Here is a 26,138-nt window from a genome sequence, read left to right on the forward strand (position 1 = left end):
GCCCGGCAGGGCGCAATGTCCTCGCGGGGAAGGACGAAGGGCCGCGCCGAGACCGGGGGAGCGCCCGTTCTCTCTGCTAGCGTTGCCGTTGTGGTGCAGAAGATCCCGGTGTCCGAGGCGCGGTCGCGGCTGCTCGCGACCGCGACCCGGATCTTCTACGCCGAAGGCCTCCACTCGGTCGGCATCGACCGGCTCGTGGCGGAGGCCAAGGTCACCCGGGCCACGCTGTACCGGCATTTCCCCGGCAAGGAAGACCTCGTCGTCGCGTATCTGCGGGGCGTCTCCGAGATGGAACGCGACGGGATCGGCAAAATCCTCGCCGGCAATCCGTCCGCGGCCGACGCCCTGCGCGCGGTCGCCGAACTGATCGCCGAGAGCATCCAGTCGGCGCACTTCCGCGGCTGCGCGTTCCTGAACGCGGCCGCGGAGTACCCGGACCCCGAACATCCCGTGCACCAAGCTGTCCTGGCGCACCGCGAGTGGTTCCTCCGCACAGTCACGGACTTGCTCGCGCAGATCGGCCCGTCCGCGCCGGAGCCCGCGGGACGGCATTTCGTGATGCTGCGCGACGGGGCGATGGCGTCGGGCTGCCTGACGGACTCGGCCGAGGTCGGCGAGACGTTCCTCCAGGGCGTCGACGGCATCCTGCGGCATCGCCTCGGCTCCGCGTAACTCCTGCCGTAAGACTTCGGAAAGACCGTTCGGCATTGACGCGGCCCGGGCGCACCGCCAGGCTCAGAGGTAGACAGAACGTTCGTTCTACCTAAGCTTGGGAAGGATCCTCGTGACCACCATCGACAAGCCAACCGCGACCCCGTTGCGCCGGCTCTACTTCGTGCGATTCGCCTTCGCGATCGTCTGGGCCGCGCTGCTGTTCCTCACGGCGAAGTCGCATCTCGGTCCGATCGGGGTCGTGCTCGTCGTCGGGTATCCGCTGTTCGACGTCGCCGCCGCGGTCGTGGACGCGCGCTCGTCCCGTGCCGCCGGGCTGTACGTGAACATCGCGATCAGCCTGCTGGCAGGGATCGGCCTCGCGATCGCCAGCGCGTCCGGCGTCCCGGCGGTGCTGCGGGTGTGGGGCGCCTGGGCGATCGTGGCCGGTCTCGTCCAGCTGATCGTCGCGGTCGGCAGGCGCGGCATGGGCGGCCAGTGGCCGATGATCCTCAGCGGCGGCATCTCGGTGCTGGCCGGGGCGAACTTCATCCTCGGCGCCGGTGCGGCGGACCCGTCGCTGGCCGCCGTGGCCGGATACGCGGTGCTGGGCGGGATCTTCTTCCTGGTCTCGGCGATCCGTCTCGGCCGGGCCGGGGACGCACGGCTCAGGCGAGCGTGAGGAAGAGTTTCTCCAGCTGCTCCTCGGTCATGGCGGCCTCGTTCCCTTCGCTGTCGCCGGAGACGCAGTCGCGCAGTCCGCTGGCGATGATCTTGAATCCGGCCCGGTCGAGCGCCCGGGAGACGGCGGCGAGCTGGGTGACGACGTCTTTGCAGTCGCGTCCTTCGTCGATCATCGAGATGACGCCGGCGAGCTGGCCTTGCGCGCGGCGGAGCCGGTTGCGGACCTGGGTGACGGTGTCCTGGTCGCCGATCATGGCTGGTCTCTTCCTGTGCGGCCGGTGGAATTCTCAGGTGGTCAGGTGCGGTTCTTGCGCCACGGCCAGGAGCGCGGCGGGCGTGGTTCGGCGGGGTGTCCGGGGCACCACTGTCCGGCGGGGACGGCGGCTTTGACCTGGGCGATGTGCTGGCCGCAGCCGGACCAGGTGGTGTTGCCGCAGGTGCGGCAGGGAACGGGACGGCACATGGTCATCCTTCCGGAATCGTCGGCGCGCCGGTGCGCGGGCGGCGGAGTTCGGCGAACGCGGGGACGGCGGCGGTCGTGCGCAGGGCGTCGAGCAGGGCGCGTCCGTCGGCGGGGGAGGGCAGTTCGGTGAGCACGGGGCCGAAGAACGCGCGGCCGTCGATCTCGGTGATCGGGCTGCCGCCGGTTTCCCCGAGCGCGTCCTGGCTGGCCTGGTGTGCGTCGTGCACGGCCGGGTCCGCGTCGGTCGAATGCGCTTGGCCGGCAAGGTCTTCCGGCAGGCCCGCTTCGCGCAGGGCGGCGCGGAGGGCCGTGTCGCTGACCGGTTGCCGCTGCTCGTGGATGCGGCGGGCGAGCGCGATGTGGAAGCGGGCGGCGGCGGCCGGGTCCTCGATCGCGGCGCGGACCCGGCCCGCGTGCAGCGAGTCCTCGATCCGCTGCCGGTGCGATTCCGGCACGGGGTTTCCCTCGTTGAGCACGGCCAAGCTCATCGGCCGCACCGAGAACTCCGTTTCCGCGTCGGCGAGCCAGCGGTAGGCGAGCCAGGCGAACGGGCAGACCGGATCCCCGTAGAGCACCACGCCGGTCATGTCAGCTCCCGGTCGAGCGCGTCGAGTGCGGATTCGAGCCGTGCGGCGGCTTCCGCGGCGACCTCGGCGACGCCCGCCTCGGGCGCGACCTCGGCCATGACGGCGGGATTGACCGCCTCGACGATCGCGCCGCCGGCGCCGTGCTCGCGGACCACCACGTTGCAGGGCAACAGCAATCCGATCTCGCGGGTCGCGGTCAGCGCGCGGTGGGCGAGCGGCGGATTGCACGCGCCGAGGATGGTGTAGCGCTCCATCCGCTCGTCGAGCTTCTCGCGCATGGTCGCCTGCACGTCGATCTCGGTCAGCACGCCGAAACCGGCGTCGGCGAGCGCGGCGCGCGTCTTGGCCAGCACGTCGTCGAAACCCGCGCCTGGGTAGGTGCGGGACAAACTCAGCTGCACGGCAACTCCTTTCCCGGTTCCTTCACAATACCCCCGGGGGCATTGCACATGCCCCCGGGGGTATCTGTCAAGCAGGGGAAGGCGGGGGCTGCCGGATTCAGGAGTCGGTGTCGTCGGCGGGAAAGATGTTCTGCGGCAACGGGTCCGGCCTCGCGGCGGGGTGAAATGCGGTGCTGTCGGGCGTCGCCGGTCACTGCCCGGCATCGGCCAGCGGCAGGGTCAGGGTCAGCAGGGCCCCGCCGTCGGGGTTGGTCCCGGCGGAGACGTGGCCGCCGTGTCGTTCGGCGATTTCGCTCACCAAAGCCAGGCCGATGCCGTAATGGCGGCGCGGCGAGGGTTCGGTGCCGGCGCGGGTGGAGGAGAAGCGTTCGAACAGGCCGGGCAAAACGGCGGGGTCGATGCCGGGTCCGTCGTCGGAAACCTCGACCACGGCGGTGGTTCCGGCCCGCCGGGTCGTGATGGCGACCGACGAACGGGCGTGGGTGACGGCGTTGTCGACCAACGCGGTCACCGCGCGGAGGAGGCCGCCGTGCGTGCCGCGCACGAGCAGCGCCGGAACTGTCGGGCGCGCCTCGATCAGGACGGAGCGTTCGGCCGCGGCCGGGGTTCCGGCGGCGGCTGCCCGCGCGGCGAGGTCCACGAGGTCGAGGGTCGTGGTGAGGCCGTCCACGCGGACGTCGGCGGCCAGCAGCAGGTCTTCGAGGATGTCGGCGAGATGGCCGGCGTCCGCGACGACTCCGTCGGCCTCGGCGGTCAGCCGCTCGCGGGAATCGCCGCGTTGCAGATGCCTGCGCAGCACTTGCGCGCGGGTGGACAGCAGGGTGAGCGGGGTGCGCAGTTCGTGGCTGGCGTCGGCGACGAACCGCCGTTGCATGCCCAGCGCCGTGGCCATCGGCGCGACCGCGCGCCGCCCGAGCCACACGCCCGCGCCGACCGCCAGCAACAGGCCCAAGCCGCCGCTGACGAGCATGGCGGCGAGCAGCCGCTCGCGTTCGTCGTTGTTGGACCGCAGGTCCAGCCCCGCCTGCACGAGCTGCGTGTCCCGCCGCTGGGTGTAGACCTGGTAGACGGCCCCGCCGCCGCGGACCTCGTCGGTTCGCGCGACCCCGGTTTCGGCGACGTTCGCCAGCGCCGCCCGGTCGGGCAGGACCGCGGGGGCGCCGGGCGTCGCGGTCAGGCCGCCCGGCCCCTGGATCGCGAGCCAGACCCCGGCTGGCGGATCCTGCACGTCGTCGGCCTGCGAAACGGCTTGCTGCAGCAGCGTGGTGACGTCGTCCTGCTGGCTTCGCAGCACCATGAACACCGCGAGCCCCGACAGCAGCACGACGATCGCCGCGACGGACAGCCCGACCTGGAGGCCCAGCCGCCACGTCGCCCGCCGCAGCAGCCGCGCCTCGGTCGAAGCCGGTACCCGGCTCATGGCGCGCCCAGCTGGTATCCGCGCCCGTGGACCGTCGCGATCACCGGACGGCCGAGCTTCCGGCGCACATACGACACGTAGGTGTCGACGACTGCCTCGCTGTCGGCCTCGGGGAAGGCCAGGCTGAGCAAATCGCGCCGGGTGAAGACCCGGGAGGGCCGTCCCGCGAGGGTCGCCAGCAGCGCGCATTCCCGTTCGGACAACCGGACCGGGCTGCCCTCGGGGCCCGGCTCCACCTGCCGGGTGTCCAGGTTCAGCCGCATCGACCCCACCGGAAGCACTCGCGCGACGTCGAGGTGACGGCGGCGCAACGCGCGCACCCTCGCGAGCAGTTCGTCCACATCGAACGGTTTGGGCAGATAGTCCTCGGCGCCGGCGTCGAGGCCCGCGACCCGGTCCGCGGGGTTGCCGAGCGCGGAAAGCACCAGCACCGGCGTCGTGACGCCCTTGCCGCGCAGCCGGGCGAGCACGTCGAGTCCGTCGAGCGCGGGCAGGCCCCGGTCCAGGATCACCACGTCGTACTGGCGCACCAGGCCCAGATGCAGGCCGCGATGCCCGTCCGCGGCGGTTTCGACCTCGTAGCCCTCGTCGGACAGGAGCTCGGTCAGGAGCGCGACCAGTTCGGCGTTGTCCTCGACCAGCAGGACCCGGCCGGAGCCGCGGGGTGCGGTGTCCATCCCGCAATCGTGCCCGCCCGGGCGGCGCGCGGCATCCGCGGCCCGGTTCCCAGATTTTCCCCAGGACTGCCGCCGAGACTGGCACCAGTCCGTTCCGGCCCGAAGGAGACCCGCGTGAATCACCGGCAGCGCATCCGGACCCGTGTCCGCGGCCGTCGCAACGCCGCGGTGGCGACGTGGACCGCGGGACTGGGCGGCGCGGCGCTGGCCGCGGTCTTCGGTGTGACACTCGCCCAGCAAGCGACCGCGGACCCCAGCCCTCCGGCGCCTGCCGAAACATCGCCCGCCCCGCCGGCCGCCTCCTCGACGTCGATGGCTCCGCCGACGTCCGCCGAGAGCACCGAGCCGCCCGTCATCCCTCCGCCCGCCCAGCCGCCGGCGACTGGGCGCCGGCACCGCGCCGCCGCGCGCTCGGGCGGCTCATGACCGCGACCGCCGAACCCATCGCGAGCACGCGGTTCCGTGCTTTGGGCACCACCGCCGAGCTCATGGTCACCGACCCGGATCGCCTGCTCGCGGCGACGGATCTGCTCCGGGCGGAACTGCGCGCTGTCGACGAGACATGCAGCCGGTTTCGGGACGATTCGGAGATCGCCGCGCTGCACCGGCGCGCCGGTTCTCCCGTGCGGGTCAGCCCGTTGCTGGCCGAAGCGTTGCAGGTGGCGTTGCGCGCCGCTTGCGCGACCGACGGGCTGGTCGACCCGACGGTCGGCCAGGCCGTGTGCGACCTCGGCTACGACCGGGACTTCGCCGCGATCGCCCGCGACCTCGCCGCGCCGGTCCGGCCCGCGGGCGAGGCCCCGGGCTGGTGGCGGATCACCGCGGACTGGCCCCGGCGCGAGGTGGTCGTGCCGCACGGCGTGCGGCTGGATTTGGGCGCCACCGCGAAAGCCTGGGCGGCCGATCGCGCCAGCGTCCTCGTGGCGCGTCGACTCGGCTGCGGGGTGCTGATCGGGCTCGGCGGCGACATCGCGGTCGCTGGTCCCGCACCGGCGCGGGGATGGCAGGTGGCGGTCGGCGACGACCACGCCGCCGTCGATCCCCGCCGGGACCCCGTGATCGCCTTGGCCAGTGGCGGATTAGCCACTTCCAGCACGGTCTGCCGCACCTGGCGGCGCGCCGGGCGGACGGTGCACCACATCGTCGATCCGCGCACCGGCGACATGCCAGGTTCCTGCTGGCGGACCGTGACTGTCGCCGCGGGCACGTGCGCCGACGCGAACGCCGCCAGCACCGCGGCCGTCGTCCTCGGCGACCAGGCGCCGGCGTGGCTGGCGGAGCGCCGGTTGCCCGCCCGCCTGGTCGCACTGGACGGGCACGTCGTCCGCGTCGCCGGCTGGCCGGACCCCGACGAGGAGGCTTCGGCGTGAACGCGTTGTGGTACGTGAGCCGGGCGACGGGATTGGCCGCGCTGGTGCTGTTCACCGCGGTGGTGATTCTCGGCGCGCTCTCCAGCGCCCGGCTCGCGTCGCCGCGGTGGCCCAGATTCGCCGTGGCCGCCCTGCACCGCAACCTGTCCCTGGTCACGCTCGCTTTCCTGATCTTGCACATCGCGACGGCGATCATCGACACCTACGCGGGCCTCCAATGGATCAGCGTGGTGGTCCCGTTCGTCTCGGCGTACCACCCGGTGTCGCTCGGCGTCGGAGCCATCGCGTTCGACCTGCTCGGCGCAGTGCTGGTGTCGAGCCTGCTTCGGCCGCGAATCAGCGCCAGGATCTGGAAAGCCATTCACTGGGCGGCCTATCTGTCGTGGCCCGCCGCCGTAGTGCACGGGTTCGAGATCGGCGGCGCTGATTCTCGGCTGACCTGGGTCCGGGTGCTAGTGGCGGCCTGCGTGCTGGCCGCGGCGGCGGCCGTGGTGTGGCGCGCGACTGTGCGGCACCCCGACACCGAGGCCCGCCGGGGAACGCTGGGCGGCTTGTGATGACCATCGCGCGCTCGCCCCGGGCGGCCTCGGCGTCTCCGGCCCGGCTCTTGGCCGGCTGGCTGGATTCGCGCCGGCCGGCCGGATTCGCCGAGCACCGCGCCCGGTACGGCGCGCTGCCCGTCGAGAACTACGCCGGACGGAACGGCCGCGCGCGGCTGCTGGCCACAGTGGACGCCTCCGGCCTGCGCGGGCGCGGCGGGGCCGGTTTCTCCATCGGACGCAAACTGCGCGCCGTCGCCCGGGGCCGCCGTCCGGTCGTCGTGGCGAACGGATGCGAGGGAGAACCGGTCAGCCGCAAGGATCACGCCTTGCTCACCGTCGCACCGCACCTCGTCCTTGACGGGGCGGTCCTCGCCGCGCTCGCGACCGGCGCGAAGGAGATCATCCTGTGCGTGCACCGCGACGATCCGCTCGCCGCTTCAGTTGCCGAGGCACTGGCCGAACGACCCAGCGGCGAGATCCCGCTGCGACTGGTGCAGGTGCCCGGCCGTTACGTATCCAGCGAGGAATCCGCGCTGGTCAACTTCCTCGAGACCGGCGACGCCCGGCCGACCGCGAAACCGCCCCGTCCCTTCGAACACGGGGTGCGCGGGCGTCCGACGTTGATCGGCAACGTGGAAACTCTCGCTCATCTCGCCCTGATCGCCCGTTACGGCCCGGAGTGGTTCCGCGGCTGCGGAACCCAGGAATCGCCTGGCACCACATTGGTCACCGTGGGCGGCGGCGTCGCCCGGCCGGGGGTGTACGAAGCCGCGCTCGGCACTCCGGTCACGGAGGTTCTCGACCAGGCAGGCGGACCGGCCGAACCGCCCCAGGCGATTTTGTTCGGCGGATACGGCGGAGCCTGGTTGCCCGCGCCCGTCGCAGCAGGCATCCGACTGTCCGCTGAGGACCTTCGCGCGGCGGGCGCGACACTGGGCGTAGCCTCGCTGACCGTGCTGCCCGCGCACGCCTGCGGCCTCGCCGAAACTGCCCGGGTGCTGCGCTATCTGGCGGGGGAGTCAGCGCGGCAATGCGGTCCGTGCATGTTCGGCCTTCCCGCCATCGCCGACGATTTCACCGCTCTTGTCCTCGGTGGCCGGGCCGCTGCCCAGGCTGGGCAGCGGCTCCGGAACCGGCTCTCGGTCATTCCCGGACGCGGCGCGTGCGCCCATCCCGATGGCGCCGTCCGGCTGGCCGCGAGCGCCCTGCGGTGTTTCGCGCAGGACCGGCAAGCCCACCTCGCCGGGCGTCCGTGCGCGTGGGCAGCGCACCCCGCGCTGCCGTTGCCGAACTGGAACAACCGAAGCGGAGAGTGGACGTGACGATGGCCGAACGGCAGCTCCGGGTCGACCCGATCGCCTGCCGCGCCCACGGAATCTGCGCCGAACTGGTGCCCGAACTGATCGACCTCGACGAATGGGGCTATCCCGTTCTCGTCGAGAGCCCCGTACCGCGATCGGTGCTGTCCGACGCGCGCCAGGCCGTCGCCGCCTGCCCGGCACTGGCACTTCGATTGACCGCGAGCGCTGTGCAAAAGTAAGCACGCTTCGCGGATCTTCACCGAATTGCGAAACCCCACCACATTAAGGACATCATGACGACCCTCAACGGCCTGCCCGCCCACATCCTGCTCGTGCACGCGATTGTCGTGCTGCTGCCGTTGAGCGCGCTGCTGCTGGTGCTGAGCAGTGTCTGGCCGAAAGCCCGCGGCAAGCTCGCCGGCCCGAACGCGGTGCTGGCCGTGCTCGTGGTGATCATGGTCCCGATCACCACGGACGCCGGCGAATGGCTCGAGCGCCGGGTCGCGCGGACCCCGTTGCTGCGAGACCACACCGAACTGGGCGACACCGCGCTCTGGGTCGCGATCCCCGTCGCGGTGCTCGCGCTCGTGGTGTGGTGGCGGCAGCGGGAAAACCAGAAGGCTGACACCGAGGTCGAGGGAGACGACACCGCGGTCGCCACGGCCGCGGGACGCAAGACCTATCTCGCGCCCGCGTCGACGAAGGTCACGGCAGTGCTCGCGGTTCTCTCGATCCTGGCCGCCGGTGCTGCCGTCTACGACGTTTACCGCATCGGCGATTCCGGTGCGCAGGCCTCCTGGCAAGGAAAGTTCAGCGAAAACGCCGCCCCTCGCGGGGAACGCTGACCGGGGCATCCCGCTGGTCGGCGGCGCGATCTTCTCCGCCCGCCCGAAGCCGGGCATGATGGGTGCCGTGCCGACGGTCCCGCAACGGAGGGAGCAGATGCGATGCCCGATCACCCGGCAGTGTCCTCGATCGACGCGGTGGCCGCCGAACTGCTGTCCGAAGCCCGCGTGCACGGATCACGGCGGGCCGCGCGGACGCTGGTGTCCGGAACCTCCCAGCGCGCGACGCTGATCGCGCTCGGGGACGGAGCCGAACTGGCCGAGCACGACTCGCCGCCCGCGGCCACGCTCCAGGTCGTCGACGGCACCGTGCGGCTGCACACCCAGGACGCGGAATGGACGCTCGAGCGCGGGCAGCTTGCCGTCGTCCCGCCGGAACGCCACGGGCTGCAGGCGCTGGGAGACGCGGTCGTGCTGCTGACCGTCGCCCTGCGGTAACCGGCCCTCCTTGGTCGCTTCCGCGAGTGACCGAAGACCCTAACCGGGCCCGCACGCCGCTTCGAGACTGGAGCGGTGAGCAAGCACATCGTGATTCTCGGCGGCGGAACCGGCGGGACACTGGCGGCGAACCGGCTGCGGCGCGGACTGGGCGAGCAGGTCCGGATCACCGTGGTGGACCAGGACGACGAGCATGTCTACCAACCGGGTCTGCTGTTCGTGCCGTTCGGTCTCGCCCAGCCGGAAGACCTCGTCCGGTCGCGGCCGCGGCAACTGCGCCGGGGGATCGAGTACCACCGCAGCGCGGTCGACCACGTCGACGCTGAAGCCTCGCGGGTCCGGTTGGCGGACGGGACGACGCTGTTCTACGACGCGCTCGTGATCGCCACCGGCGCCCGGCTCGTGCCCGAGGAGACCGAGGGACTCACCGGCCCGGGCTGGCGGGAGACGGTGCACACCTTCTACGACTACGCCGGGGCGATGGCGCTCGCGTCCGCGCTCGACGAGTTCACCGGCGGGCATCTCGTGGTGAACGTGGTCGACCTGCCGATCAAGTGCCCGGTCGCGCCGCTGGAATTCTGCTTCCTCGCCGACTGGTACTTCACCGAACAGGAAATCCGCGACGAAGTGCGGATCACCTATGTCACGCCGCTCGATTCCGCGTTCACCAAGCCGGTGGCGGCGAAGACGCTCGCCGGCCTGCTGGCGGACAAGGGCATCGAGCTGGTGACGGAGTTCAACACCGGCGAGGTCGACGGCGCGGGCGGGCGGCTGGTCTCCTACGACGGCCGCGAGGTCCCGTTCGATCTCGCCGTGGTGGTGCCGATGCACAGCGGAGCGTCCTATGTGGAGCTTTCGCCCGGGCTGGGCGACGAGTTCGGCTTCGTCTCCGTCGATCCGCACACGCTGCAGTCCACGGCGTACCCGGACATCTTCGCGCTCGGCGACGCCGCCGGAGTCCCGACCTCCAAGGCCGGTTCGGTCACCCACTTCGAAGGCGCGGTGCTGGCGCGCAACGTCGCGCGGTACCTCGCCGGCCGTCCGCTCGACCCCGGATTCGACGGGCACACGAACTGCTTCATCGAGAGCGGTTTCCACAAGGCGATGCTCATCGACTTCAACTACGACACCGAGCCGCTGCCCGGGCATTTCCCGGCGGCGGCCGGACTGCCGCTGCTGCGCGAGTCGCGGCTGAACCATCTCGGCAAGCTGATGTTCTCGTGGCTGTACTGGCACAGCCTGCTGCCCGGCCGGGAAATCCCCGGCATCGCCGCCGAGATGCCCGCCGCGGGCAAGGAATTCCCGGTTCCCGCGGAGCACTGACCGGAAAGGACGCCCATGCCCACCGCGACCTACGCGGGCACCGAAGTGCCTGTGACCGACGAGGGTTTCTTCACCGACCCGGCGTACTGGACCGAGCAGATGGCCCCGGAGATCGCCCGCGAATCCGGCATCGGCCCGCTGACCGCCGAGCACTGGAAGGTCATCGAGTTCATGCGGAGCGAATACGCGGAGAAAGGCACCGGCCCGACCGTGCGGGCGCTCGGGCGGACTTCCGGCGTCTCGATCAAGGACCTGTACCGGCTCTTCCCGAAGGGCCCGGCCAAACTCGCCGCGAAAATCGCCGGAATTCCGAAGCCGCGCGGCTGCATCTGAGGAGGAACCGGCATGATCGAAAAAGTCTCCGTCATCGTTTCGAAAGGCTCGCTGGAAGCGATCTACCCCGGCCTGATCATGGCCAACGGGGCTCGCGCGGAAGGCATCGAGGCCGATCTGTTCTTCACGTTTTTCGGCCTGGACGCCGTGCACAAGGCCCGGCACGAGCACATCAAACTGGCGACCGTCGGCAATCCGGGCCTGCACCTGGCCACCTGGGCGGGCGGCCTGCCCGGTGTCTCGTCGGTCATGACGCAGTATCTCGAGCGGAAGATGGAGAAGCTCGACATCCCGGCCATCCCGGAATTCCTCGAAATGATTTCCGACACCGGGGCCGGGTTGTACGCGTGCAAGGCGTCGGTGGACCTGTTCGGTCTCGAAAAGGACGATCTGATCGAACAGGTGCGGGACATCATCACGGTCGGCGAATTCTACGAGAAAGCAGCGGGCGGGCAGATCATCTTCACCTGAGCGCCGCGCGACGATCAAGGGAGGAAACCATGCACCCTCGTCCCCGGCTCGGCGAACTGGGCCTCGGCACCGGCAAGAAGGCCCGGCTGCACCGGATCCTGCACGACCACGGGCTGTGCAACGGCACCGCCTTTTTCCTGCCGTACGACCAAGGGCTGGAACACGGCCCGCGGGACTTCTTCGCCAACCCCGGCGCGGCCGACCCGCGCTACATCGTCCAGCTCGCCGTCGAGGGCGGGTTCAACGGGATCGTGCTCCAGGTCGGTCTCGCGGAGAAGTTCTACTGGGACTACGCCGGCGAGGTTCCGCTGGTGCTGAAGCTCAACGGAAAGACCGAGATCCCGTCCGACGCCGAGGCGCTGTCGCCGGTGCACGCGACCGTCGAGGACGCGGTCCGGCTCGGCGCGGACGCGGTCGGGTACACGCTGTATGTCGGGACTCCGGTCCAGGACAAGGATTTCGAGCAGTATCGGAAGGTACGGGCGGACGCGCACCGGCTCGGGATGCCGTTGATCGTCTGGGCGTATCCGCGCGGCAGCGCCATCGAGGCGAAGGGCGGGCGGGATTCGTTCTACGCCGTCGACTACGCCGCCCGCACCGCCGCGGAACTCGGCGCGGACGTGGTCAAGGTGAACTACCCGCATCCCGAGAAGACCGAGGGCGTTCCGGTGAACTACGCCGGGCAGTTTTCCGTGCAGGAGGCGATGGACTCGGTCGTGCGTTCGGCGGGCCGGACGTTGCTGCTGGTGTCCGGCGGAGGCAGGGCAGGCGACGAAGCGATGCTCGACAAGGCCCGTTCGGCGATGGAGGCCGGGGCGACCGGGCTGATCTTCGGGCGGAACGTCTGGCAGCGCGAGCGCGCCGAATCCCTGCGGTTCGTGTCCGCGCTGCGCGACATCCTCGCCAAGCACCCGAGCGAGTAAGGGGGCTCGCGTGTTCGAGGTCCGGATCCACGGCCGCGGCGGGCAGGGCGCGGTGACCGCCGCGGAACTGCTGTCGGTCGCGGCGTTCGCCGAGGGCCGCCACGCCCAGGCGTTTCCCAGTTTCGGGTCGGAGCGCACCGGCGCGCCGGTCGTCGCGTTCTGCCGGATCGGCGACGCGCCGATCCGCTCGCGCGAACCGGTTGTCCATCCCGACGCGCTGGTGGTCCAGGACGCGACGCTGGCGCACCAGGTGCGGTTGTTCGAGGGATTGCGCCCGGACGGGTACCTGCTGCTCAATTCCGGCCGCCCGCTGGCCGCGCTCGGCCTCGGCGACCTGGCCGAGCGGCTGCGTCCGGACCGGATCGCGGTGGTCCCGGCGACCGAGATCGCGCTGGCCCGGCTCGGCCTGCCGAAGCCGAACGCGGCTTTGCTCGGCGGGCTCGCCGCGCTGACCGGCGCGATCGGTCTCGGTTCGGTGCTCACGGCGATCCGCGGGCGGTTTTCCGGTGCGGCGGCCGAAGGCAACGTCGCCGCGGCCAAGGCCGCCTACCGCGTCGTCCATTCCGGAAGGGAGGAACTGCTCAGTGCGCCGCCAGATTGAAGGGTCCCGCGCGGTCGCCGAGGCGGTCGCGGCGGCCCGGCCGGAGGTCGTCTGCGCCTACCCGATCTCCCCGCAGACCCACATCGTCGAAGCGCTCGCCGAACTGGTGAAGTCCCGGCAGCTCGAACCGTGCGAGTTCGTGAACGTGGAGTCGGAGTTCGCGGCGATGTCGGTCGCGATCGGCGCGTCCGCCGCCGGGGCGCGCGCCTACACCGCGACCGCCAGCCAGGGCCTGCTCTACATGACCGAAGCCGTCTACAACGCGGCCGGGCTCGGGTTGCCGATCGTGATGACCGTGGCCAACCGGGCGATCGGTGCGCCGATCAACATCTGGAACGACCACAGCGACAGCATGGCGCTGCGCGGTTCCGGCTGGATCCAGCTGTACGCGGAGACCAACCAGGAGGCGGCGGACCTGCACGTCCAGGCGTTCCGGATCGCCGAGGAGCTGTCCACCCCGGTGATGGTGTGCATGGACGGATTCGTGCTGACCCACGCGTGGGAAGAGGTCGACGTGCCCGGGCAGGCCGACGTCGACCGGTTCGTGCCGCCGTATGTGCCCCGGCAATCGGTCGACCCGGACGCTCCGGCTTCGATCGGGGCGATGGTCGGCCCGGAAGCGTTCACCGAGGTGCGCTACCTCGCGCACGCCCGCCAGCTGGGCGCGCTCGACCTGGTCCCGGACATCGCGGACCGCTTCGCGGAGGCTTTCGGCCGCACGTCCGGCGGGCTGGTCCGGCGTTACCGCACCGAGGACGCGGAGACCGTGGTGGTCGCGCTGGGCTCGGTGCTGGGCACGGTCAAGGACGCGGTCGACGAACTGCGAGCGGCGGGCACGCGGATCGGCGCGCTCGGCATCACGTGTTACCGGCCGTTCCCGGCGGCGGACGTGGCCGCGGCGCTCGGGCACGCGCGCCGGGTGATCGTGCTGGAGAAGGCGTTCGAGCCGGGGTCGGGCGGGATCGTCTCCGCCGACGTGCGCGCGGCACTGCCCGGGAGCGGGCCGGAGACGGTGACCGTCGTGGCCGGTCTCGGCGGGCGCGCGATCACGAAGGCTTCGCTGGTCCGGGCGTTCCCGGCGGAAGGACTGCCCGCGCTGACGTTCCTTGACCTCGACCGTGCGCTGATCGAGCGGGAACTGGCGCGGCTCGCGGCGAACCGCCGTTCGGGTCCGACCGCGGAGAACCTCTTGCGCGACCTCGGCGTGGTCGCCTCGCGGATCTGAGGAGGGAGCGGCCATGGCCGTCCAGCCGATCAAGTTCTACCAAACCGGCAGCTTCGCGGTGGGCAACCGCCTGCTGCCGATCGAAGACCGCACCGTGCAGTCCGACCCGGGGCGCAGCGACTCGCTCGACTCCGGGCACCGCGCCTGCCAAGGCTGCGGCGAGGCGCTCGGCGCCCGGTACGCGCTCGACGCCGCGATGGCGGCGACCGGAGGCCGGATCGTCGCGGTGAACGCGACCGGATGCCTCGAGGTGTTCTCGACGCCGTATCCGGAAACCTCCTGGCGGATCCCGTGGCTGCATTCGCTGTTCGGCAACGCGCCCGCGGTGGCGACCGGGGTCGCGGCGGCCATGAAAGTCAAGGGCCGCAACGACGTCCGGGTGGTCGGCCAAGGCGGCGACGGCGGCACGGTCGACATCGGATTCGCCTGCCTGTCCGGGATGTTCGAGCGCAACGACGACGTGCTGTACGTCTGCTACGACAACGAGGCCTACATGAACACCGGCGTGCAGCGTTCCGGCGCGACGCCGCCCGCCGCGCGGACCGCGACCACCCCGGCGACCGGTCCGGAACCCGGCGCGGAGTTCGGCAAGGGCAAGAACGTGCCGCTGATCGCGATGGCGCACGAGATCCCTTACACGGCCACGGCGACAGTCGCGAACCTGCGCGATCTGGAGGCGAAAGTGCGCCGGGCGATGGATTTCCGCGGCGCGCGGTACCTGCACGTGCTCGTCCCGTGTCCGCTCGGCTGGGGCAGCGCGTCGCGCGACACCGTCCGGCTCGCCCGGCTGGCCGCGGAAAGCGGGCTGTTCCCGGTGTTCGAGGCCGAAGGCGGCGAGGTGACGGCGGTGACGAAGATCCGCCGCCGGGTGCCGGTCGAGGAGTACCTGCGGCCGCAGCGGCGGTACGCCCACCTGTTCGGCGATGCGCCGCGGCCGGAGGTCGTGGCGGAGATCCAGGCGATCGCGGACCGCAACATCCGCCGGTTCGGCCTGCTCGGAGGCGAGTGACATGGAACCGGAGAAGCCGTTCGCGATCACGCTCGACGTCGGCTCCAGCCGGGTCAACCACACCGGGGCCTGGCGCAGCGAGCGGCCGGTCTACGTCGACCTGCTGCCGCCGTGCAACCGGTCCTGTCCGTCCGGACAGGACATCCGCGGCTGGCTGTGGCACGCGGAATCCGGCGGTTACGAGAACGCGTGGCGCGCGATCATGGCGGACAACCCGTTCCCGGCGGTGCTCGGCCGGATCTGCTACCGGCCGTGCGAGACCGCGTGCAACCGCGGCCGGCTCGACGAATCGGTCGGGATCAATTCCGTGGAGCGGTTCCTCGGCGACGAAGCGATCCGCCGCGGCTGGACGGTCGCGCCTCCGTCGCGGGAGAGCGGGCGCCGCGTGCTCGTGGTCGGCGCCGGGCCCGCCGGGCTGTCGGCGGCATTCCGCTTGCGACTGCTCGGGCACGCCGTGACGGTGCGGGACGCGGAAGCCGAACCCGGCGGGATGCTGCGCTACGGCGTTCCGCGCTACCGCCTGCCCCGCGACGTCCTTGACGCGGAAATCCGGCGCGTTCTCGATCTCGGGGTGGGGTTCGAACCGCACAGCCGGGTCGCCGACGTCCGCGCCGCCAAGGAGGACGGCGGATTCGACGCGGTGTTCCTCGCGGTCGGCGCGCACGTCGGCCGCCGCGCCGATCTTCCGGCTGGGGACTCGGCCCGCATTCTCGACGCGGTGTAGCTCCTGCACGGCCTCGAAGAAGGGGACCGGCCGATGCTGGGCCGCCGGGTAGCCGTCTACGGCGGCGGCAACACCGCGCTGGACACCGCGCGCACGGCCCGCCGCCTCGGCGCCACTGACGCCGTGGTGGTGTACCGGCGCACCCGGGATCGCATGCCCGCGCACGATTCGGAGGTCGTGGAAGCCGAGGAGGAAGGCGTGCTGCTGCGGTGGCTCTCGACCATCGCGCACGTCGACCGCGGCGGCGTCACCGTCGAGCGGATGGAGTTGGACGACACCGGTTTCCCCCAGCCGACGGGAGAGTTCGAGGAGCTGGCCGCGGACACCGTGGTGCTCGCGCTCGGCCAGGAGTCGGACTTGTCCCTCCTCGACGGCGTGCCGGGGATCGACCGCGCGCACGGCGGCGTCCAGGTCGGGCGAGACCAGGAAACGGGCTGTCCAGGGGTGTTCGCCGGGGGCGACATGGCACCGTCCGAGCACACCGCGACCGCGGCGATCGGCCAAGGCGCCCGGGCGGCACGGGCGATCGACGCGTGGTTCCGCGGCACCGTGCCCGCCGCACCGCCGCCTCGGCGCGATGCCGATTTCGACGTGCTCAACACCTGGTACTACAGCGATGCCGAAGCGAGTGTGCGGCCGCGGCTGGAAGCGGCCCGGCGGACCTCGTCCTTCGCCGAGGTGACCGGCGGACTCGATCGGGCGACGGCGCTGTACGAGGCCCGGCGCTGCTTGTCCTGCGGCAGCTGTTTCCAGTGCGACAACTGTTTCGGCGTATGCCCGGACAACGCGGTGCTGAAGCTCGACCCCGGCTACGAGATCGATCTGGATTTCTGCAAGGGGTGCGGGATGTGCGCGCAGGAATGCCCCTGCGGCGCGATCGAAATGGTGCCCGAAGAAACGTGATCACGGACGGGAGGAGACCGGCGATGCACACCAGGAAGTGGAGCGTGGACGTTTTCCTGAGCGAGGAGGAGGACCGCACGCACGCCATCGCGCGGCTGCACACCGCGGCGGGCGAACTCACCGCCGACGGGACCGCGCGGCGGAATCCGGCTGACCGGGACGTCCCCGAGATCGGCGACGAACTGGCCGCGGCGCGGGCGTTGAGCGCGCTCGCGCACCGGCTGCTCGACACGGTGGTGGGCGATATCGAGGGGGTGACGCATCGTCCGGTGCATCTGGACCGTTGAGCCGCCGGAAACCTTTCGTGCCCGGTCGAGGGACTGGCCCCCAGCACCGCTGGACGGCTGAACCGAGACCGCTCTCTCCGCCCCGGGCGACCGCGTCCGGCGCCGAGGGAGCGGTCAGCGGCAGCCGGCCAGCGGGGTCCAGTAGTCGAGAAGACGGCAGAGCAGATCGGTCCGTTCGCGGCGCAGGTCGGGCGGCGCGGGCGACGGTGCGCGCTGGGTCCGCGCGCTGACCGTGCGCACGAAGTCCCGGACCCGGGAAGGCGGCGGCACGAGTTCGCCGCCGAGGCAAGCCACGACGAGCAGGTCCTCGCCGGAGTGGGTTTCGATGGTGAGGGACCAGCCGTGGCGTTCGTCCCAGATCAGCGCGGTGTCCCGGCCGGGATGCGCGGCCAGCTGGCCGTCGAGCGCGATGTAGGCCGACATCGGCGAGTCGAGGTCAAGTGTGCAGGATTCCGGGCCGACCCCCACCGCGGCGCTCACCGCTTCGACATAGGCGCTCATTCCGCAGAGCAGGCGGTACTCGTGGTCGGTGGTCATCGGCTGGACTCTCATCAATTCTCAATCTCTGTTTTCGCCCGCCGCGGCGCGCTTCGAAGGGAAGAGGCCTGCTCCGGCCGGGTCGCGGCCGACACAGTCCAGGCTCTGCTCCGCACGGCGCATCGGAAAGGGCCGAAAGTCCCCGGCATCGGGCTTTGTGGACAGACGAACCGAAGGCGCGGCGCCGCCCGGCAGATCGGCGGTGCGGTGTGCGAAGCGTTTCCGGATGCGCGGTCGGGTCACCGCGGCAACGGCCCGAGGGCGGAACTCACCGGGCGAAGTCCCGCAGGATCTGAGCCGGAGGCAGCAGGGCCCGGGCGACCGCGTCCGCTACCGCGCCGATCCGGAGGTTGTTGCGGCGACAGTAGGCGCGCAACCGCTCGAAAGCCGCGTCGACCGGAATGCCGCCGGCGCAGGCCAGCACGCCTTTGGCCTGTTCGATGACGATCCGGCTGTCGAGGGCGCGCTGCAATTGCCCGGTGCGCGTGGCGCCGTGCCGGATGGCTCGTTCCTGGAGCATGCCGACGGAGGCGATGTCCGCCAGTGCGCGGGCGGCGTCGAGCTGGTCCCCGGACAGCGGTTCCGGGCTGAGCAGCACGAGGGTGCCGAGTGCTTCTCCGCGAAGGCCCAGCGGAATGGTCTGCCCGAAACCGGGAACGCCGGTGCGGCGCGAGCCGAGCAGCGCGTCGGTGTCGCCGGACGCGTAGCGGATCTCGGGTTCGCCCTGGCTGCCGACGAGCAGGACCCCGGCCGCGGTCGCGCCGAGCAAAGTGACGCAATATCCGGTGAGCCGCTGGAACAGTCCGGCCGGGGTGTAGTCGTCGGCGAGTGTGTCGGCCAGGTCCACGAAAGCGCGGAGCAGCTCAGGTTCCAGTGCGGGTGCTTCGGGTTCGCTCGTCTTCGGCATCCGGCGGGGTGCGGTCATGCGCACAGGTCGCGGTCGGGCCACCGGTCGGCGGCTGCGGCGATGCTAGCGCGGCACGCCCGGGTCAGCTGCCGGGTCGCCCGGTTGTCCGGGGTCTGCCCGCAGCGCGGGCACGAGAAGCGCACATCGCCGGCGAGTTCGTCGACCGCCGCGTCGAGCGGGCGGGCGCACGGACGGCACCAGCGATGGCCGCTGACCGGCACCGCGTGGTGCGGGGAGGAGACGCACTGGTGGAGCCAGCGGCGATGCGTCCGGCAGGTGATCCGGTCGAACGGGTCGAGCTCGGCTTCTTCCCGGGCGTCTTCGTCGGTCAGCGTGCTCGCGAGCCGGAGGTCGGCGAGCTCGGCGTACCGGGCGTCGACGCGAGCGCTCGGCAGCAGCCCCAGCGCGGCCGTCCGCGCCGCCGGCACGCGATCGGGGGAGATTCGGTCAATGCTCATGGTCGCCTCGCTTTCGTTGCGTCTGAGCTTCCGCCGCGACGCTCCGCTGAACGAGGGCCGCACTGCCCGTTCCGGAGGGTCCGCCAGCTGGCGGCGACGGGCGGTTTTCTGTGCTGTCCGGGGACTTTGGCCACCGGATCGGCACCTATCGCGGTGCCGCGTCCCGAGGCTCGGCCGAGATCGCGGGCACGGACTGCCCGTTCGCGGCGGACCGAAGGACTGCCTGGACGACTGTCCCGTCGACGGTCTCCTCTTCGCGCAGCCGCTCCGCGAGCCTGCCGAGTGCGTCGCGATGCTGTTCGAGCAGCGCCACCGCCCGGGCTTCCGCCTCGCGCACCAGGCGAGCGATTTCCCGGTCCACCACCCGTTGCGTTTGTTCGGAGTACGGTCGGCCGAGCAGTTCCGGGCCGTCGCCTGCGACCCCCGGGGCACCGCCGCGGCTGTATCCGATCGGGCCGAGCGCAGGGGAAAGACCGAACTCGGTGACCATTTTCGCGGCCACCGCGGTGGCGCTGGCGAGGTCGTTGGCCGCGCCGGTCGACGCTTCGCCCAGCACGACCAGTTCAGCCGCGCGTCCGCCCAGCCGCACCGCGAGCAGATCGGCGAGGTAGCTCTCGGAGTAGAGCCGCCGCTCGGCCTCCGGCAGTTGCTCGGTGGCGCCGAGCGCCAGGCCGGCGGGCAGGATCGTCACCTTCGCCACCGGGTCGGCGTGCTCGCACAGCGCCGCGACGAGAGCGTGCCCGGCCTCGTGCACGGCGACAGATCGGCGTTCTTCGGGCAGCAGCGCGTTCGACGCGTCGCGGCGGCCGAGCAGGACGCGGTCGCGCGCGGTCGCGAGGTCGTCCGCGGTCAGTACGGTGCGGTCGTCCCGCACGGCGTTGATCGCCGCCTCGTTGACGAGGTTGGCCAGATCGGCGCCGGAGAACCCGGGAGTGCCGCGCGCGACCACCGTCAGGTCGACGTCCGGGGCGAGCTGCTTTCCGTTGATGTGGACCGCGAGAATCGACGCGCGTTCGGCCTGATTCGGCAACGGCACGGTGACCTGCCGGTCGAACCGGCCGGGCCGCAGCAGCGCCGGGTCGAGGGTTTCCGGCCGGTTGGTCGCGGCGAGCACGACGGTGCCGCTGCTCTGGTCGAAACCGTCCATTTCGGCCAGCAGCTGGTTCAGGGTCTGCTCGCGTTCCTCGTGCCCGCCGGTGCCGCCGATGCCGCGACGGCTGCCGACGGCGTCGATCTCGTCGATGAAGATGATCGACGGCGCGCGGTCGCGGGCTTCGGAGAACAGGTCGCGCACGCGGGAGGCGCCGACGCCGACGAACATCTCCACGAACGCCGACCCGGTGATCGACAGGAACGGCACGCTCGCCTCGCCGGCCACCGCGCGGGCGAGCAGCGTCTTGCCGGTGCCCGGCGGCCCGACCATCAGCACCCCGCGCGGCCCTTTCGCCCCGGCGGCGGCGTAACGCGAGGGATCGCGCAGGAAGTCGACGACCTCGGCGATCTCCTGCTTCACCCCTTCGTATCCGGCGACGTCGGCGAAGCGGGTGTCCGGGCGTTGCGCTTCGATGATCCTGGCCTTCGACCGGCCGAACCCGCCGATGCCGCCGAGCCCGCCCGGACCGCCCGCGGCGAGGGTGCGCTGGGCCCGGCGGCCCGCCCACCAGAGGAGGCCGAAGATCAGCAGGATGGGCAGATAGGCCAGCAGCGTGGTGGCGATCGAATCCCCGCTGCTGGTCTTCGTGCCGGTGACGGGGACGTTCTTTTCGCGCAGTTTCTCCGCCAGCCGCGGATCGCCCAGCGCGGTGGGGAGCTGGCTGGTGAACTTGCCGCCGTCGCGGAAGTTCCCGGAGACCGCGCCGTCGCCGCCGACCGTGACCGCGGCGACCTGATTTGCGTCCACTTTGGACAGAAGTTCGGTGTAGGCGAGCGCCGGGACCGACGAGGTCCACAGCGACGGACCGGCGATGAGCACCACGGTCACCATGACGGCGGCGGTGAGCAGGAGCCCGATGAGTCCGCCGTAGTGGCGTTCTTCGGGCTGGTGCGGGGGCGGGTCCGGAGGCGGCCCGGGGCGGGCGGTGCGCGACATCCGGGCCTACTCGCCCCTGCGGCGGCGCCGCCGGGCGTGTGCGGGCCCGTGGAAGACGCTGGCGACGAGCACGGCGCCGACGACGAAACCGAGGTCGTAGAGATGCCCGTTGTTGCGCACCTCGTAGATGCCGACGTGGTCGTTGAACAACGACACGAGGAAGGTGATCGGGCAGATGAACCCGTGCCAGAGCCCCAGCCAGAACCCCGGGCTCAGACCGGGTTCGGCGAGGGCGTCGGCGCGGGCCGCGCAAGCGGCGAGGGCAGGCATCAGCGCCAGGAGGACACCGGACGCGGCGAGCCGGCGCCGCGCGGGAGCAGTCATGGGACGACTCTGCGCAACGACGGCACCGGGCGAGAAGAGCCTAATGTCCCCGGCGGGCGGGACCTGCGGACGTCGTTCGGCGCCCGGCCCGGCGACATGCTGGACCGGGCACGCCGGACGAGAGGAGCCGCGATGACGGCGGAAATGCGAGGCTGGCGGGTGCGCGCGCCCGGACCGATGGCGGGCGGACCGCTGGTGCGGGAGCGGATGCCGGTCCCGGAGCCCCGTGACGGCGAACTGCTGGTGCGGGTGCGCGTGTGCGGCGTGTGCCGCACCGATCTGCACGTGGCCGAGGGCGATCTGCCGGTGCACCGGGCGGGCGTGGTGCCGGGCCATGAGGTCGTCGGCGAGGTGGTCGCGCCGCGGGCGGGCGGATTCGAGGCGGGGGACCGGGTCGGCATCGCGTGGTTGCGCGGTACCTGCGGCGTGTGCCGCTATTGCCGGTCCGGGAGGGAGAACTTGTGCCCGGAGTCGCGGTACACCGGCTGGGACGCCGACGGCGGCTACGCGGAGTACGCCGTCGTCTCGGCTGCGTACGCGCATCGGCTGCCGGCCGGGTACTCCGACGAAGAGCTCGCTCCGCTGCTGTGCGCCGGCGTGATCGGCTATCGCGCGTTGCGGCGGGCCCAGGTCCCTGACGGAGGACGGCTGGGTATCTACGGTTTCGGCGGCAGCGCGCACCTCGCCGCGCAAGTCGCGCTCGCCCGCGGGGCGACAGTGCACGTGCTGACCCGCAGTCCGGAAGCGCGGAAGCTGGCGCTCGAACTCGGTGCCGCGTCGGCGGGCGACGCGGCCGAGGCGCCGCCGGAGCCGCTGGATTCCGCGATCCTCTTCGCCCCAGCCGGGGAATTGGTGCCGGTCGCTCTGGCGGCGCTGGACCGCGGCGGCACGCTCTCGATCGCGGGGATCCATCTCTCGGAGATTCCCGTGCTGGACTACCAGCGCCATCTCTTCCAGGAGCGGCAGGTGCGCAGCGTCACCGCGAACACGAGAGCGGACGCGCGGGAGTTCCTCGAGTTCGCGGGAGCGCACCGGCTGCACGTCCGGACGATGTCTTATCCGCTGTCCGCGGCTGCGGAGGCGTTGGCGGATCTGGCGGCGGACCGGGTCACCGGTGCCGCCGTCCTGCACGCCGACTGAATCTGTCCACAGTGGACCAGAACGAAATCGCCGGGGAGGCGTCATGACACGGTGGCGGAATCAGCTGCCGGGCGAAGCGGTGCTGCTCGTCGCGGTCGCCGCGCTGTTGCTCGCCGGGGGAATTCTCTGGCTGTCGCGAACACCCGGCTCCGGCGGCTGCTGGGCGGCGGCGACCGCGGTCGCGCTGGCGCCCGCGCTCTGGTGGGTGGCCGAGGATCTGCGCCATCGGCGCTGGGGCGCGGATTCGCTGGCGGTGCTCGCGCTCGCCTCGACCCTCGCGGTGGGCGAGTTTCTCGCGGGCGCGGTGGTCGCGGTGATGGTCGCGACCGGGCGGGTGCTCGAATCGCGGGCACAGCGCCGGGCCGCGCGGGACTTGACCGCGCTGCTGGACCGGGTGCCGCAGACCGTGCACGTGCGGTCCGGAGACGACCTTCGCGAGATTCCGGCGGGCGAAGTGGCCGCGGGGAACACGGTGGTCGTTCTGCCGGGCGAGGTCGTACCGGTCGACGGGAAGCTCCCGGCCGCGGGGGTGTTCGACGAGTCCGCGCTCACCGGCGAACCGCTCCCGGTCGCCCGTCCGGCCGGAGACGCGGTCCGCAGCGGAGTGGTGAACGCCGGCGCCGCCGTGGAGATCACGGCGGCGGCGAGCGCGGACGAGAGCACTTACGCCGGAGTGGTGCGGCTGGCGGAGTCGGCGGCAGCGCAGAGCGCGCCCGTTGCCCGGCTGGCGGATCGGGCCGCGGTCTATTTCTTGCCCGCCGCGTTGCTGATGGCCGGTGCGGCGTGGCTGCTGAGCGGCGACGTGACGCGCGCCGTCGCGGTGCTGGTGACGGCGACTCCGTGCCCGCTGCTGCTCGCGGTGCCGATCGCGGTGACCGCGGGCATGTCGCGGACGGCGCGGGCGGGGGTCGTGGTCAAGGACGGCGCGGCGCTGGAATCGCTCGGCCGGGCCCGGGTGCTGCTCATGGACAAGACCGGCACGATCACCGCCGGGCGGCCCGAGGTGACCGACGTGGTGTGCGCTCCGGGACGTACCGCCGAGGACGTGCTCCGGCTGGCCGCGAGCGTCGAGTACTACTCGCCGCACGTGCTGGCCGCGGCTGTGGTGCGGGCGGCGGAATCGGCCGGGATCGAACGCGTCCCCGCCGCGGAGGTCGGCGAGGTGCCCGGCTCCGGGGTCCGCGGACGCGTCGGGGGACACCTGGTCCGGGTGGGCAGGCTGACCGCTGACCAGCAGACACCGTCATGGGCGCGCAGTGCGGCACGCCGGGGACGGCTCGACCTGGCGACCGTGCTGTGGGTAGAACAAGACGGCGAGCCGGTGGCGGCGCTGCTGGCGAAGGACCGGGTCCGCCCCGACGCCGCCCGCACGACGCGCCGGCTGCGGGCGGCGGGGATCACCACGATCGGGCTGCTCACCGGCGATCGGGTCGACAACGCGCGGGAAGTGGCGGCTTTGCTCGGCCTCGACCGCGTCCAGGCGGAGGTCACCCCGGCGGAGAAGCTCGCGGCGGTTTCCGCGGCTCGGGCCGAGGGGCTCGTCGTGATGACCGGCGACGGGGTCAACGACGCTCCGGCGCTCGCCGCCGCGGACGTCGGCGTCGCGCTGGGATCCCGGGGTGCGACGGCAGCGGCGCAGGCGGCCGACGCGGTGATCCTGGACGACCGGCTCGACCGGCTCGCCGACGCCGCAGAGATCGCCCGGCGCGCGCGGCGGCTGGCAGTGCAGAGCGCGGTGGCCGGAGTGGCTCTGTCGCTGGCGGCGATGGCTGCCGCCGCGACCGGTTTCCTGACACCGGTCTGGGGCGCGGTCGTGCAGGAAGGCATTGACGTCGCGGTCATCCTCAACGCCTTGCGTGCGTTGCGGGTGCCCGCGATCGCCGCTCCCGCGCCCGCCCAGCTGGTCCATCGCTTCGAGGCCGAGCACGAGCGGCTCCGCCCCGCGCTGCTGGCGATCCGGCAGGCCGCGGACGCACTGGCCGACGGACCGGTCCCGGCGGCGGATCGGGCCGTCCGCCACGCCTGCGACGTCCTGCTCGGGCAAGTCCTGCCGCACGAGACGGCGGAGGAGACCGAGCTGTACCCGGCGCTGGCCAGTGCACTGGGCGGTCCGGAAAGCACAGTGCCGATGAGCCGCGCACACGCCGAGATCGCCCGGCTGACGCGGCGGCTGGAGCGGCACCTGGCGGAGTCGCCGTCGGGGATCCAGGCGGATCAGGTCGACGATCTGCGTGCGACGCTGTACGGGCTGGACGCGGTGCTGACCCTGCATTTCGCGCAGGAGGAAGAGGCTTATTTCACGCTGCCGGCGTCGTGAGCGGGCCGGATGCCGAGCCCGGCGAGTTCGAGGGCTTGGGCGAGGTCGCCCGGTGCGGCGACTCCGACGAGTGCGCCGTGTTCGACGACGAGCACCAGGTCCTGCCCAGGACGCAGCCGCACGCTGCTGAGCACCTCGGACAGGGGCGTGTCCGGCCCGGCGATCAGGCAGGCGGGCGGTTTGACGCAGATGTCCTCCAGCCGCGTCGCGGTCCGCTCGGTTTCCGGCACCCGGGACAGTGCGGAAAGACTGACGGCGCCGACCGGGGTTCCGGTGAAGGTCACCACCGGGAAGGTCCGGAAGCGCGTGTGCGCGGCCTGGTCGAGGAAGCCCTGCACGGTGTACCAGCCGGGCGCGGTGACCGGGTCGGTGCTCATGACGTCGCGGAGCCGGAGCCGGGAAAGGAGCTGGCGCAGCGGGGCGGCGGAGAGCTCCGCGCGCGCGGCGACGGCGAGGAACCAGCTGATGGCGATCATCCACAGGCCGGAAAGCGTGCCCAGCGCCAGGATTTGCCAGGCGCCGAAGGCAGCGAGCGCGCTCGCGAGCACTTGGCCGCCCGCAGCGGCGATGCGCCGGGCACGGGTCCGGTTCCCGGTCAGCCGCCACGCGACGGCCTCCAGGATGCGCCCGCCGTCCAGCGGTGTTCCCGGCAGCAGGTTGAAGACCGCGAGCACGCCGTTGGCCCAGCCGAGCCAGGTGAGCGCCACGGTGACCACCGCGGGCAGCACCGGCGAGGCGAGCGCGCCCGCCCCGAGGAAGCCGCCGCCGACGACCAAGCTCGCGGCCGGGCCTGCCGCCGCGATGAGCAGTGCGGAGCGCGGGGTCGGCGGTTCCTCGGGCAGCTCCGCGGCGCCGCCGAGCAACCACAGAGTGATGCGTTCCGCCCGGAGTCCGTAATGCCGCGCGACGAGGGCGTGGCACAGCTCGTGCGCGAGCAGCGATGCCAGGAACACCAGCGCGCTCGCCGCGGCGACCGTCCAGTTGACCGCGACCGGCGAACCGCGGGCGCCGAGCGGAAGGACAGTTGTCGCGAGGAGATCGGCCAGCAGACCCATCACGATCAGCACGGACCAGTGCGCGCCGACGCGGATTCCGGCGATGCGGCCCAGCGGGAAAGTCGCGGATGTCATAGCCCGAATCTCTCGCCGAGCAGGCACGGGCGGCAGGGCCGCAGCGCCTCTCGCCCCG

Annotated in this window: 33 protein-coding genes; 20 read left to right on the top strand and 13 right to left on the bottom strand. The window is 72.0% G+C overall.

The genetic code is table 11. The annotated features are described in order from the left end of the window. Positions 1–108: 108 nt before the first annotated feature. Together L3Q65_RS11785 and L3Q65_RS11790 are read left to right on the top strand one after the other, a co-directional pair. Positions 109–672, top strand: a complete 564-nt coding sequence (locus L3Q65_RS11785) for a TetR/AcrR family transcriptional regulator (protein ID WP_182896301.1) — start codon at positions 109–111, stop codon at positions 670–672. A 112-nt stretch (positions 673–784) separates the two neighbouring features. Continuing rightward, positions 785–1,333, top strand: a complete 549-nt coding sequence (locus tag L3Q65_RS11790) for a hypothetical protein (RefSeq protein ID WP_237599633.1) — start codon at positions 785–787, stop codon at positions 1,331–1,333. Here L3Q65_RS11790 and L3Q65_RS11795 read toward each other — a convergent pair. The 7 genes from L3Q65_RS11795 to L3Q65_RS11825 all read right to left on the bottom strand — a co-directional run bounded on the left by L3Q65_RS11795 (position 1,320) and on the right by L3Q65_RS11825 (position 5,239). Beyond that, positions 1,320–1,589 carry a metal-sensitive transcriptional regulator gene (locus tag L3Q65_RS11795; protein ID WP_182896223.1) on the bottom strand — a complete coding sequence of 90 codons (270 nt, stop codon included), beginning with the start codon at positions 1,587–1,589 and terminating at the stop codon, positions 1,320–1,322. The two genes, L3Q65_RS11790 and L3Q65_RS11795, sit on opposite strands and share 14 nt — an antisense overlap. 41 nt (positions 1,590–1,630) lie before the next feature. Continuing rightward, positions 1,631–1,798, bottom strand: a complete 168-nt coding sequence (locus tag L3Q65_RS11800; RefSeq protein WP_182896222.1) for a hypothetical protein — start codon at positions 1,796–1,798, stop codon at positions 1,631–1,633. 2 nt (positions 1,799–1,800) lie between these two features. Further along, positions 1,801–2,385: a disulfide bond formation protein DsbA gene (locus L3Q65_RS11805; protein ID WP_182896221.1), complete on the bottom strand. Its 585-nt coding sequence runs from the start codon at positions 2,383–2,385 to the stop codon at positions 1,801–1,803. Beyond that, on the bottom strand, positions 2,382–2,786 hold the full coding sequence (locus L3Q65_RS11810) for a DUF302 domain-containing protein (protein WP_182896220.1): 405 nt from the start codon (positions 2,784–2,786) through the stop codon (positions 2,382–2,384). Before L3Q65_RS11810 ends, L3Q65_RS11805 begins: the two co-directional genes overlap by 4 nt. 190 nt (positions 2,787–2,976) lie before the next feature. After that, positions 2,977–4,206 (bottom strand): cell wall metabolism sensor histidine kinase WalK, encoded by a 1,230-nt coding sequence (locus L3Q65_RS11815; RefSeq protein WP_237599634.1) that lies wholly within the window; start codon positions 4,204–4,206, stop codon positions 2,977–2,979. After that, entirely contained in the window at positions 4,203–4,883 is a 681-nt protein-coding gene (locus tag L3Q65_RS11820) for a response regulator transcription factor (RefSeq protein ID WP_182896218.1), read from the bottom strand. Before L3Q65_RS11820 ends, L3Q65_RS11815 begins: the two co-directional genes overlap by 4 nt. A 119-nt stretch (positions 4,884–5,002) precedes the next feature. Further along, a complete protein-coding gene (locus L3Q65_RS11825) occupies positions 5,003–5,239 on the bottom strand; it encodes a hypothetical protein (protein ID WP_182896217.1) in 237 nt (78 codons plus the stop codon). Positions 5,240–5,305: 66 nt separating this feature from the next. Between L3Q65_RS11825 and L3Q65_RS11830 the strand changes: the two genes are divergently transcribed. The 16 genes from L3Q65_RS11830 to L3Q65_RS11905 all read left to right on the top strand — a co-directional run bounded on the left by L3Q65_RS11830 (position 5,306) and on the right by L3Q65_RS11905 (position 17,178). Further along, positions 5,306–6,253 carry an FAD:protein FMN transferase gene (locus L3Q65_RS11830; RefSeq protein WP_237599635.1) on the top strand — a complete coding sequence of 316 codons (948 nt, stop codon included), beginning with the start codon at positions 5,306–5,308 and terminating at the stop codon, positions 6,251–6,253. After that, complete coding sequence (locus L3Q65_RS11835) at positions 6,250–6,810, top strand: ferric reductase-like transmembrane domain-containing protein (RefSeq protein WP_237599636.1); 561 nt, start codon at positions 6,250–6,252, stop codon at positions 6,808–6,810. The genes L3Q65_RS11830 and L3Q65_RS11835 overlap by 4 nt, the downstream gene beginning before the upstream one ends. Then, complete coding sequence (locus L3Q65_RS11840) at positions 6,810–8,117, top strand: NADH-ubiquinone oxidoreductase-F iron-sulfur binding region domain-containing protein (protein ID WP_237599637.1); 1,308 nt, start codon at positions 6,810–6,812, stop codon at positions 8,115–8,117. Before L3Q65_RS11835 ends, L3Q65_RS11840 begins: the two co-directional genes overlap by 1 nt. Positions 8,118–8,119: 2 nt before the next feature. Beyond that, positions 8,120–8,335: a ferredoxin gene (locus tag L3Q65_RS11845; protein ID WP_237600883.1), complete on the top strand. Its 216-nt coding sequence runs from the start codon at positions 8,120–8,122 to the stop codon at positions 8,333–8,335. A gap of 54 nt (positions 8,336–8,389) precedes the next feature. Next, the gene (locus L3Q65_RS11850; protein ID WP_237599638.1) at positions 8,390–8,941 is read left to right on the top strand and encodes a DUF2231 domain-containing protein; all 552 of its coding nucleotides are present in this window, start codon (positions 8,390–8,392) and stop codon (positions 8,939–8,941) included. Between the two features lie 102 nt (positions 8,942–9,043). Beyond that, positions 9,044–9,379: a cupin domain-containing protein gene (locus L3Q65_RS11855; RefSeq protein WP_237599639.1), complete on the top strand. Its 336-nt coding sequence runs from the start codon at positions 9,044–9,046 to the stop codon at positions 9,377–9,379. 75 nt (positions 9,380–9,454) lie between these two features. Continuing rightward, positions 9,455–10,702 (top strand): NAD(P)/FAD-dependent oxidoreductase, encoded by a 1,248-nt coding sequence (locus L3Q65_RS11860; protein WP_237599640.1) that lies wholly within the window; start codon positions 9,455–9,457, stop codon positions 10,700–10,702. Between the two features lie 15 nt (positions 10,703–10,717). Next, positions 10,718–11,035 carry a TusE/DsrC/DsvC family sulfur relay protein gene (locus tag L3Q65_RS11865; protein ID WP_237599641.1) on the top strand — a complete coding sequence of 106 codons (318 nt, stop codon included), beginning with the start codon at positions 10,718–10,720 and terminating at the stop codon, positions 11,033–11,035. A gap of 12 nt (positions 11,036–11,047) precedes the next feature. Next, positions 11,048–11,506 (top strand): DsrE/DsrF/DrsH-like family protein, encoded by a 459-nt coding sequence (locus tag L3Q65_RS11870; protein ID WP_237599642.1) that lies wholly within the window; start codon positions 11,048–11,050, stop codon positions 11,504–11,506. Between the two features lie 29 nt (positions 11,507–11,535). Beyond that, positions 11,536–12,429 (top strand): class I fructose-bisphosphate aldolase, encoded by an 894-nt coding sequence (locus L3Q65_RS11875; RefSeq protein ID WP_237599643.1) that lies wholly within the window; start codon positions 11,536–11,538, stop codon positions 12,427–12,429. 10 nt (positions 12,430–12,439) lie between these two features. Beyond that, on the top strand, positions 12,440–13,030 hold the full coding sequence (locus tag L3Q65_RS11880; protein ID WP_237599644.1) for a 2-oxoacid:acceptor oxidoreductase family protein: 591 nt from the start codon (positions 12,440–12,442) through the stop codon (positions 13,028–13,030). Continuing rightward, entirely contained in the window at positions 13,014–14,255 is a 1,242-nt protein-coding gene (locus tag L3Q65_RS11885) for a hypothetical protein (RefSeq protein WP_237599645.1), read from the top strand. The genes L3Q65_RS11880 and L3Q65_RS11885 overlap by 17 nt, the downstream gene beginning before the upstream one ends. A gap of 13 nt (positions 14,256–14,268) precedes the next feature. Continuing rightward, positions 14,269–15,264, top strand: coding sequence for a thiamine pyrophosphate-dependent enzyme (locus L3Q65_RS11890; RefSeq protein WP_182896205.1), 996 nt, complete (start codon positions 14,269–14,271; stop codon positions 15,262–15,264). A 1-nt stretch (position 15,265) separates the two neighbouring features. Next, complete coding sequence (locus L3Q65_RS11895; protein WP_237599646.1) at positions 15,266–15,988, top strand: NAD(P)-binding protein; 723 nt, start codon at positions 15,266–15,268, stop codon at positions 15,986–15,988. 33 nt (positions 15,989–16,021) lie between these two features. Beyond that, the gene (locus L3Q65_RS11900; RefSeq protein ID WP_237599647.1) at positions 16,022–16,891 is read left to right on the top strand and encodes an FAD-dependent oxidoreductase; all 870 of its coding nucleotides are present in this window, start codon (positions 16,022–16,024) and stop codon (positions 16,889–16,891) included. 23 nt (positions 16,892–16,914) lie between these two features. Further along, positions 16,915–17,178, top strand: a complete 264-nt coding sequence (locus L3Q65_RS11905; protein ID WP_182896203.1) for a dsRBD fold-containing protein — start codon at positions 16,915–16,917, stop codon at positions 17,176–17,178. A 114-nt stretch (positions 17,179–17,292) separates the two neighbouring features. Here L3Q65_RS11905 and L3Q65_RS11910 read toward each other — a convergent pair whose 3' ends face one another. From L3Q65_RS11910 to L3Q65_RS11930, 5 genes are all read right to left on the bottom strand, one after another. Continuing rightward, the gene (locus L3Q65_RS11910) at positions 17,293–17,715 is read right to left on the bottom strand and encodes a DUF6292 family protein (RefSeq protein ID WP_237599648.1); all 423 of its coding nucleotides are present in this window, start codon (positions 17,713–17,715) and stop codon (positions 17,293–17,295) included. Between the two features lie 268 nt (positions 17,716–17,983). Beyond that, positions 17,984–18,640, bottom strand: coding sequence for an ANTAR domain-containing protein (locus L3Q65_RS11915; protein ID WP_237599649.1), 657 nt, complete (start codon positions 18,638–18,640; stop codon positions 17,984–17,986). Continuing rightward, positions 18,637–19,080 (bottom strand): hypothetical protein, encoded by a 444-nt coding sequence (locus L3Q65_RS11920; protein WP_237599650.1) that lies wholly within the window; start codon positions 19,078–19,080, stop codon positions 18,637–18,639. Before L3Q65_RS11920 ends, L3Q65_RS11915 begins: the two co-directional genes overlap by 4 nt. A 145-nt stretch (positions 19,081–19,225) precedes the next feature. Beyond that, positions 19,226–21,169, bottom strand: a complete 1,944-nt coding sequence (gene ftsH / locus L3Q65_RS11925) for an ATP-dependent zinc metalloprotease FtsH (protein ID WP_237599651.1) — start codon at positions 21,167–21,169, stop codon at positions 19,226–19,228. 6 nt (positions 21,170–21,175) lie between these two features. After that, positions 21,176–21,493, bottom strand: a complete 318-nt coding sequence (locus L3Q65_RS11930) for a hypothetical protein (protein WP_182896200.1) — start codon at positions 21,491–21,493, stop codon at positions 21,176–21,178. Positions 21,494–21,637: 144 nt separating this feature from the next. On the opposite strand from L3Q65_RS11930, the gene L3Q65_RS11935 reads away from it, so the two are divergent. Both L3Q65_RS11935 and L3Q65_RS11940 read left to right on the top strand, forming a co-directional pair. Beyond that, complete coding sequence (locus L3Q65_RS11935) at positions 21,638–22,633, top strand: zinc-binding alcohol dehydrogenase family protein (protein ID WP_237600884.1); 996 nt, start codon at positions 21,638–21,640, stop codon at positions 22,631–22,633. Positions 22,634–22,676: 43 nt separating this feature from the next. Further along, positions 22,677–24,950: a heavy metal translocating P-type ATPase gene (locus L3Q65_RS11940; RefSeq protein ID WP_237599652.1), complete on the top strand. Its 2,274-nt coding sequence runs from the start codon at positions 22,677–22,679 to the stop codon at positions 24,948–24,950. On the opposite strand, the gene L3Q65_RS11945 is transcribed toward L3Q65_RS11940, so the two are convergent. Continuing rightward, positions 24,926–26,080: a site-2 protease family protein gene (locus L3Q65_RS11945; protein ID WP_237599653.1), complete on the bottom strand. Its 1,155-nt coding sequence runs from the start codon at positions 26,078–26,080 to the stop codon at positions 24,926–24,928. The genes L3Q65_RS11940 and L3Q65_RS11945 overlap by 25 nt on opposite strands. Positions 26,081–26,138 lie beyond the last annotated feature (58 nt).

The organism is Amycolatopsis sp. FU40 (genome assembly GCF_021903635.1).
Lineage (GTDB): Bacteria > Actinomycetota > Actinomycetes > Mycobacteriales > Pseudonocardiaceae > Amycolatopsis > Amycolatopsis dendrobii.

Bases quoted from the DNA above. Each gene is read 5' to 3' on its own strand.
- L3Q65_RS11845 (WP_237600883.1), top strand. From the start codon at position 8,120: ATGGCCGAACGGCAGCTCCGGGTCGACCCGATCGCCTGCCGCGCCCAC.
- L3Q65_RS11915 (WP_237599649.1), bottom strand. From the start codon at position 18,640: ATGACCGCACCCCGCCGGATGCCGAAGACGAGCGAACCCGAAGCACCC.
- L3Q65_RS11805 (WP_182896221.1), bottom strand. From the start codon at position 2,385: ATGACCGGCGTGGTGCTCTACGGGGATCCGGTCTGCCCGTTCGCCTGG.
- ftsH (WP_237599651.1), bottom strand. From the start codon at position 21,169: ATGTCGCGCACCGCCCGCCCCGGGCCGCCTCCGGACCCGCCCCCGCAC.
- L3Q65_RS11800 (WP_182896222.1), bottom strand. From the start codon at position 1,798: ATGTGCCGTCCCGTTCCCTGCCGCACCTGCGGCAACACCACCTGGTCC.
- L3Q65_RS11840 (WP_237599637.1), top strand. From the start codon at position 6,810: ATGACCATCGCGCGCTCGCCCCGGGCGGCCTCGGCGTCTCCGGCCCGG.
- L3Q65_RS11795 (WP_182896223.1), bottom strand. From the start codon at position 1,589: ATGATCGGCGACCAGGACACCGTCACCCAGGTCCGCAACCGGCTCCGC.
- L3Q65_RS11910 (WP_237599648.1), bottom strand. From the start codon at position 17,715: ATGACCACCGACCACGAGTACCGCCTGCTCTGCGGAATGAGCGCCTAT.
- L3Q65_RS11875 (WP_237599643.1), top strand. From the start codon at position 11,536: ATGCACCCTCGTCCCCGGCTCGGCGAACTGGGCCTCGGCACCGGCAAG.
- L3Q65_RS11850 (WP_237599638.1), top strand. From the start codon at position 8,390: ATGACGACCCTCAACGGCCTGCCCGCCCACATCCTGCTCGTGCACGCG.
- L3Q65_RS11855 (WP_237599639.1), top strand. From the start codon at position 9,044: ATGCCCGATCACCCGGCAGTGTCCTCGATCGACGCGGTGGCCGCCGAA.
- L3Q65_RS11890 (WP_182896205.1), top strand. From the start codon at position 14,269: ATGGCCGTCCAGCCGATCAAGTTCTACCAAACCGGCAGCTTCGCGGTG.
- L3Q65_RS11815 (WP_237599634.1), bottom strand. From the start codon at position 4,206: ATGAGCCGGGTACCGGCTTCGACCGAGGCGCGGCTGCTGCGGCGGGCG.
- L3Q65_RS11870 (WP_237599642.1), top strand. From the start codon at position 11,048: ATGATCGAAAAAGTCTCCGTCATCGTTTCGAAAGGCTCGCTGGAAGCG.
- L3Q65_RS11945 (WP_237599653.1), bottom strand. From the start codon at position 26,080: ATGACATCCGCGACTTTCCCGCTGGGCCGCATCGCCGGAATCCGCGTC.
- L3Q65_RS11825 (WP_182896217.1), bottom strand. From the start codon at position 5,239: ATGACGGGCGGCTCGGTGCTCTCGGCGGACGTCGGCGGAGCCATCGAC.
- L3Q65_RS11830 (WP_237599635.1), top strand. From the start codon at position 5,306: ATGACCGCGACCGCCGAACCCATCGCGAGCACGCGGTTCCGTGCTTTG.
- L3Q65_RS11905 (WP_182896203.1), top strand. From the start codon at position 16,915: ATGCACACCAGGAAGTGGAGCGTGGACGTTTTCCTGAGCGAGGAGGAG.
- L3Q65_RS11930 (WP_182896200.1), bottom strand. From the start codon at position 21,493: ATGACTGCTCCCGCGCGGCGCCGGCTCGCCGCGTCCGGTGTCCTCCTG.
- L3Q65_RS11865 (WP_237599641.1), top strand. From the start codon at position 10,718: ATGCCCACCGCGACCTACGCGGGCACCGAAGTGCCTGTGACCGACGAG.
- L3Q65_RS11820 (WP_182896218.1), bottom strand. From the start codon at position 4,883: ATGGACACCGCACCCCGCGGCTCCGGCCGGGTCCTGCTGGTCGAGGAC.
- L3Q65_RS11935 (WP_237600884.1), top strand. From the start codon at position 21,638: ATGCGAGGCTGGCGGGTGCGCGCGCCCGGACCGATGGCGGGCGGACCG.
- L3Q65_RS11895 (WP_237599646.1), top strand. From the start codon at position 15,266: ATGGAACCGGAGAAGCCGTTCGCGATCACGCTCGACGTCGGCTCCAGC.
- L3Q65_RS11900 (WP_237599647.1), top strand. From the start codon at position 16,022: ATGCTGGGCCGCCGGGTAGCCGTCTACGGCGGCGGCAACACCGCGCTG.
- L3Q65_RS11920 (WP_237599650.1), bottom strand. From the start codon at position 19,080: ATGAGCATTGACCGAATCTCCCCCGATCGCGTGCCGGCGGCGCGGACG.
- L3Q65_RS11940 (WP_237599652.1), top strand. From the start codon at position 22,677: ATGACACGGTGGCGGAATCAGCTGCCGGGCGAAGCGGTGCTGCTCGTC.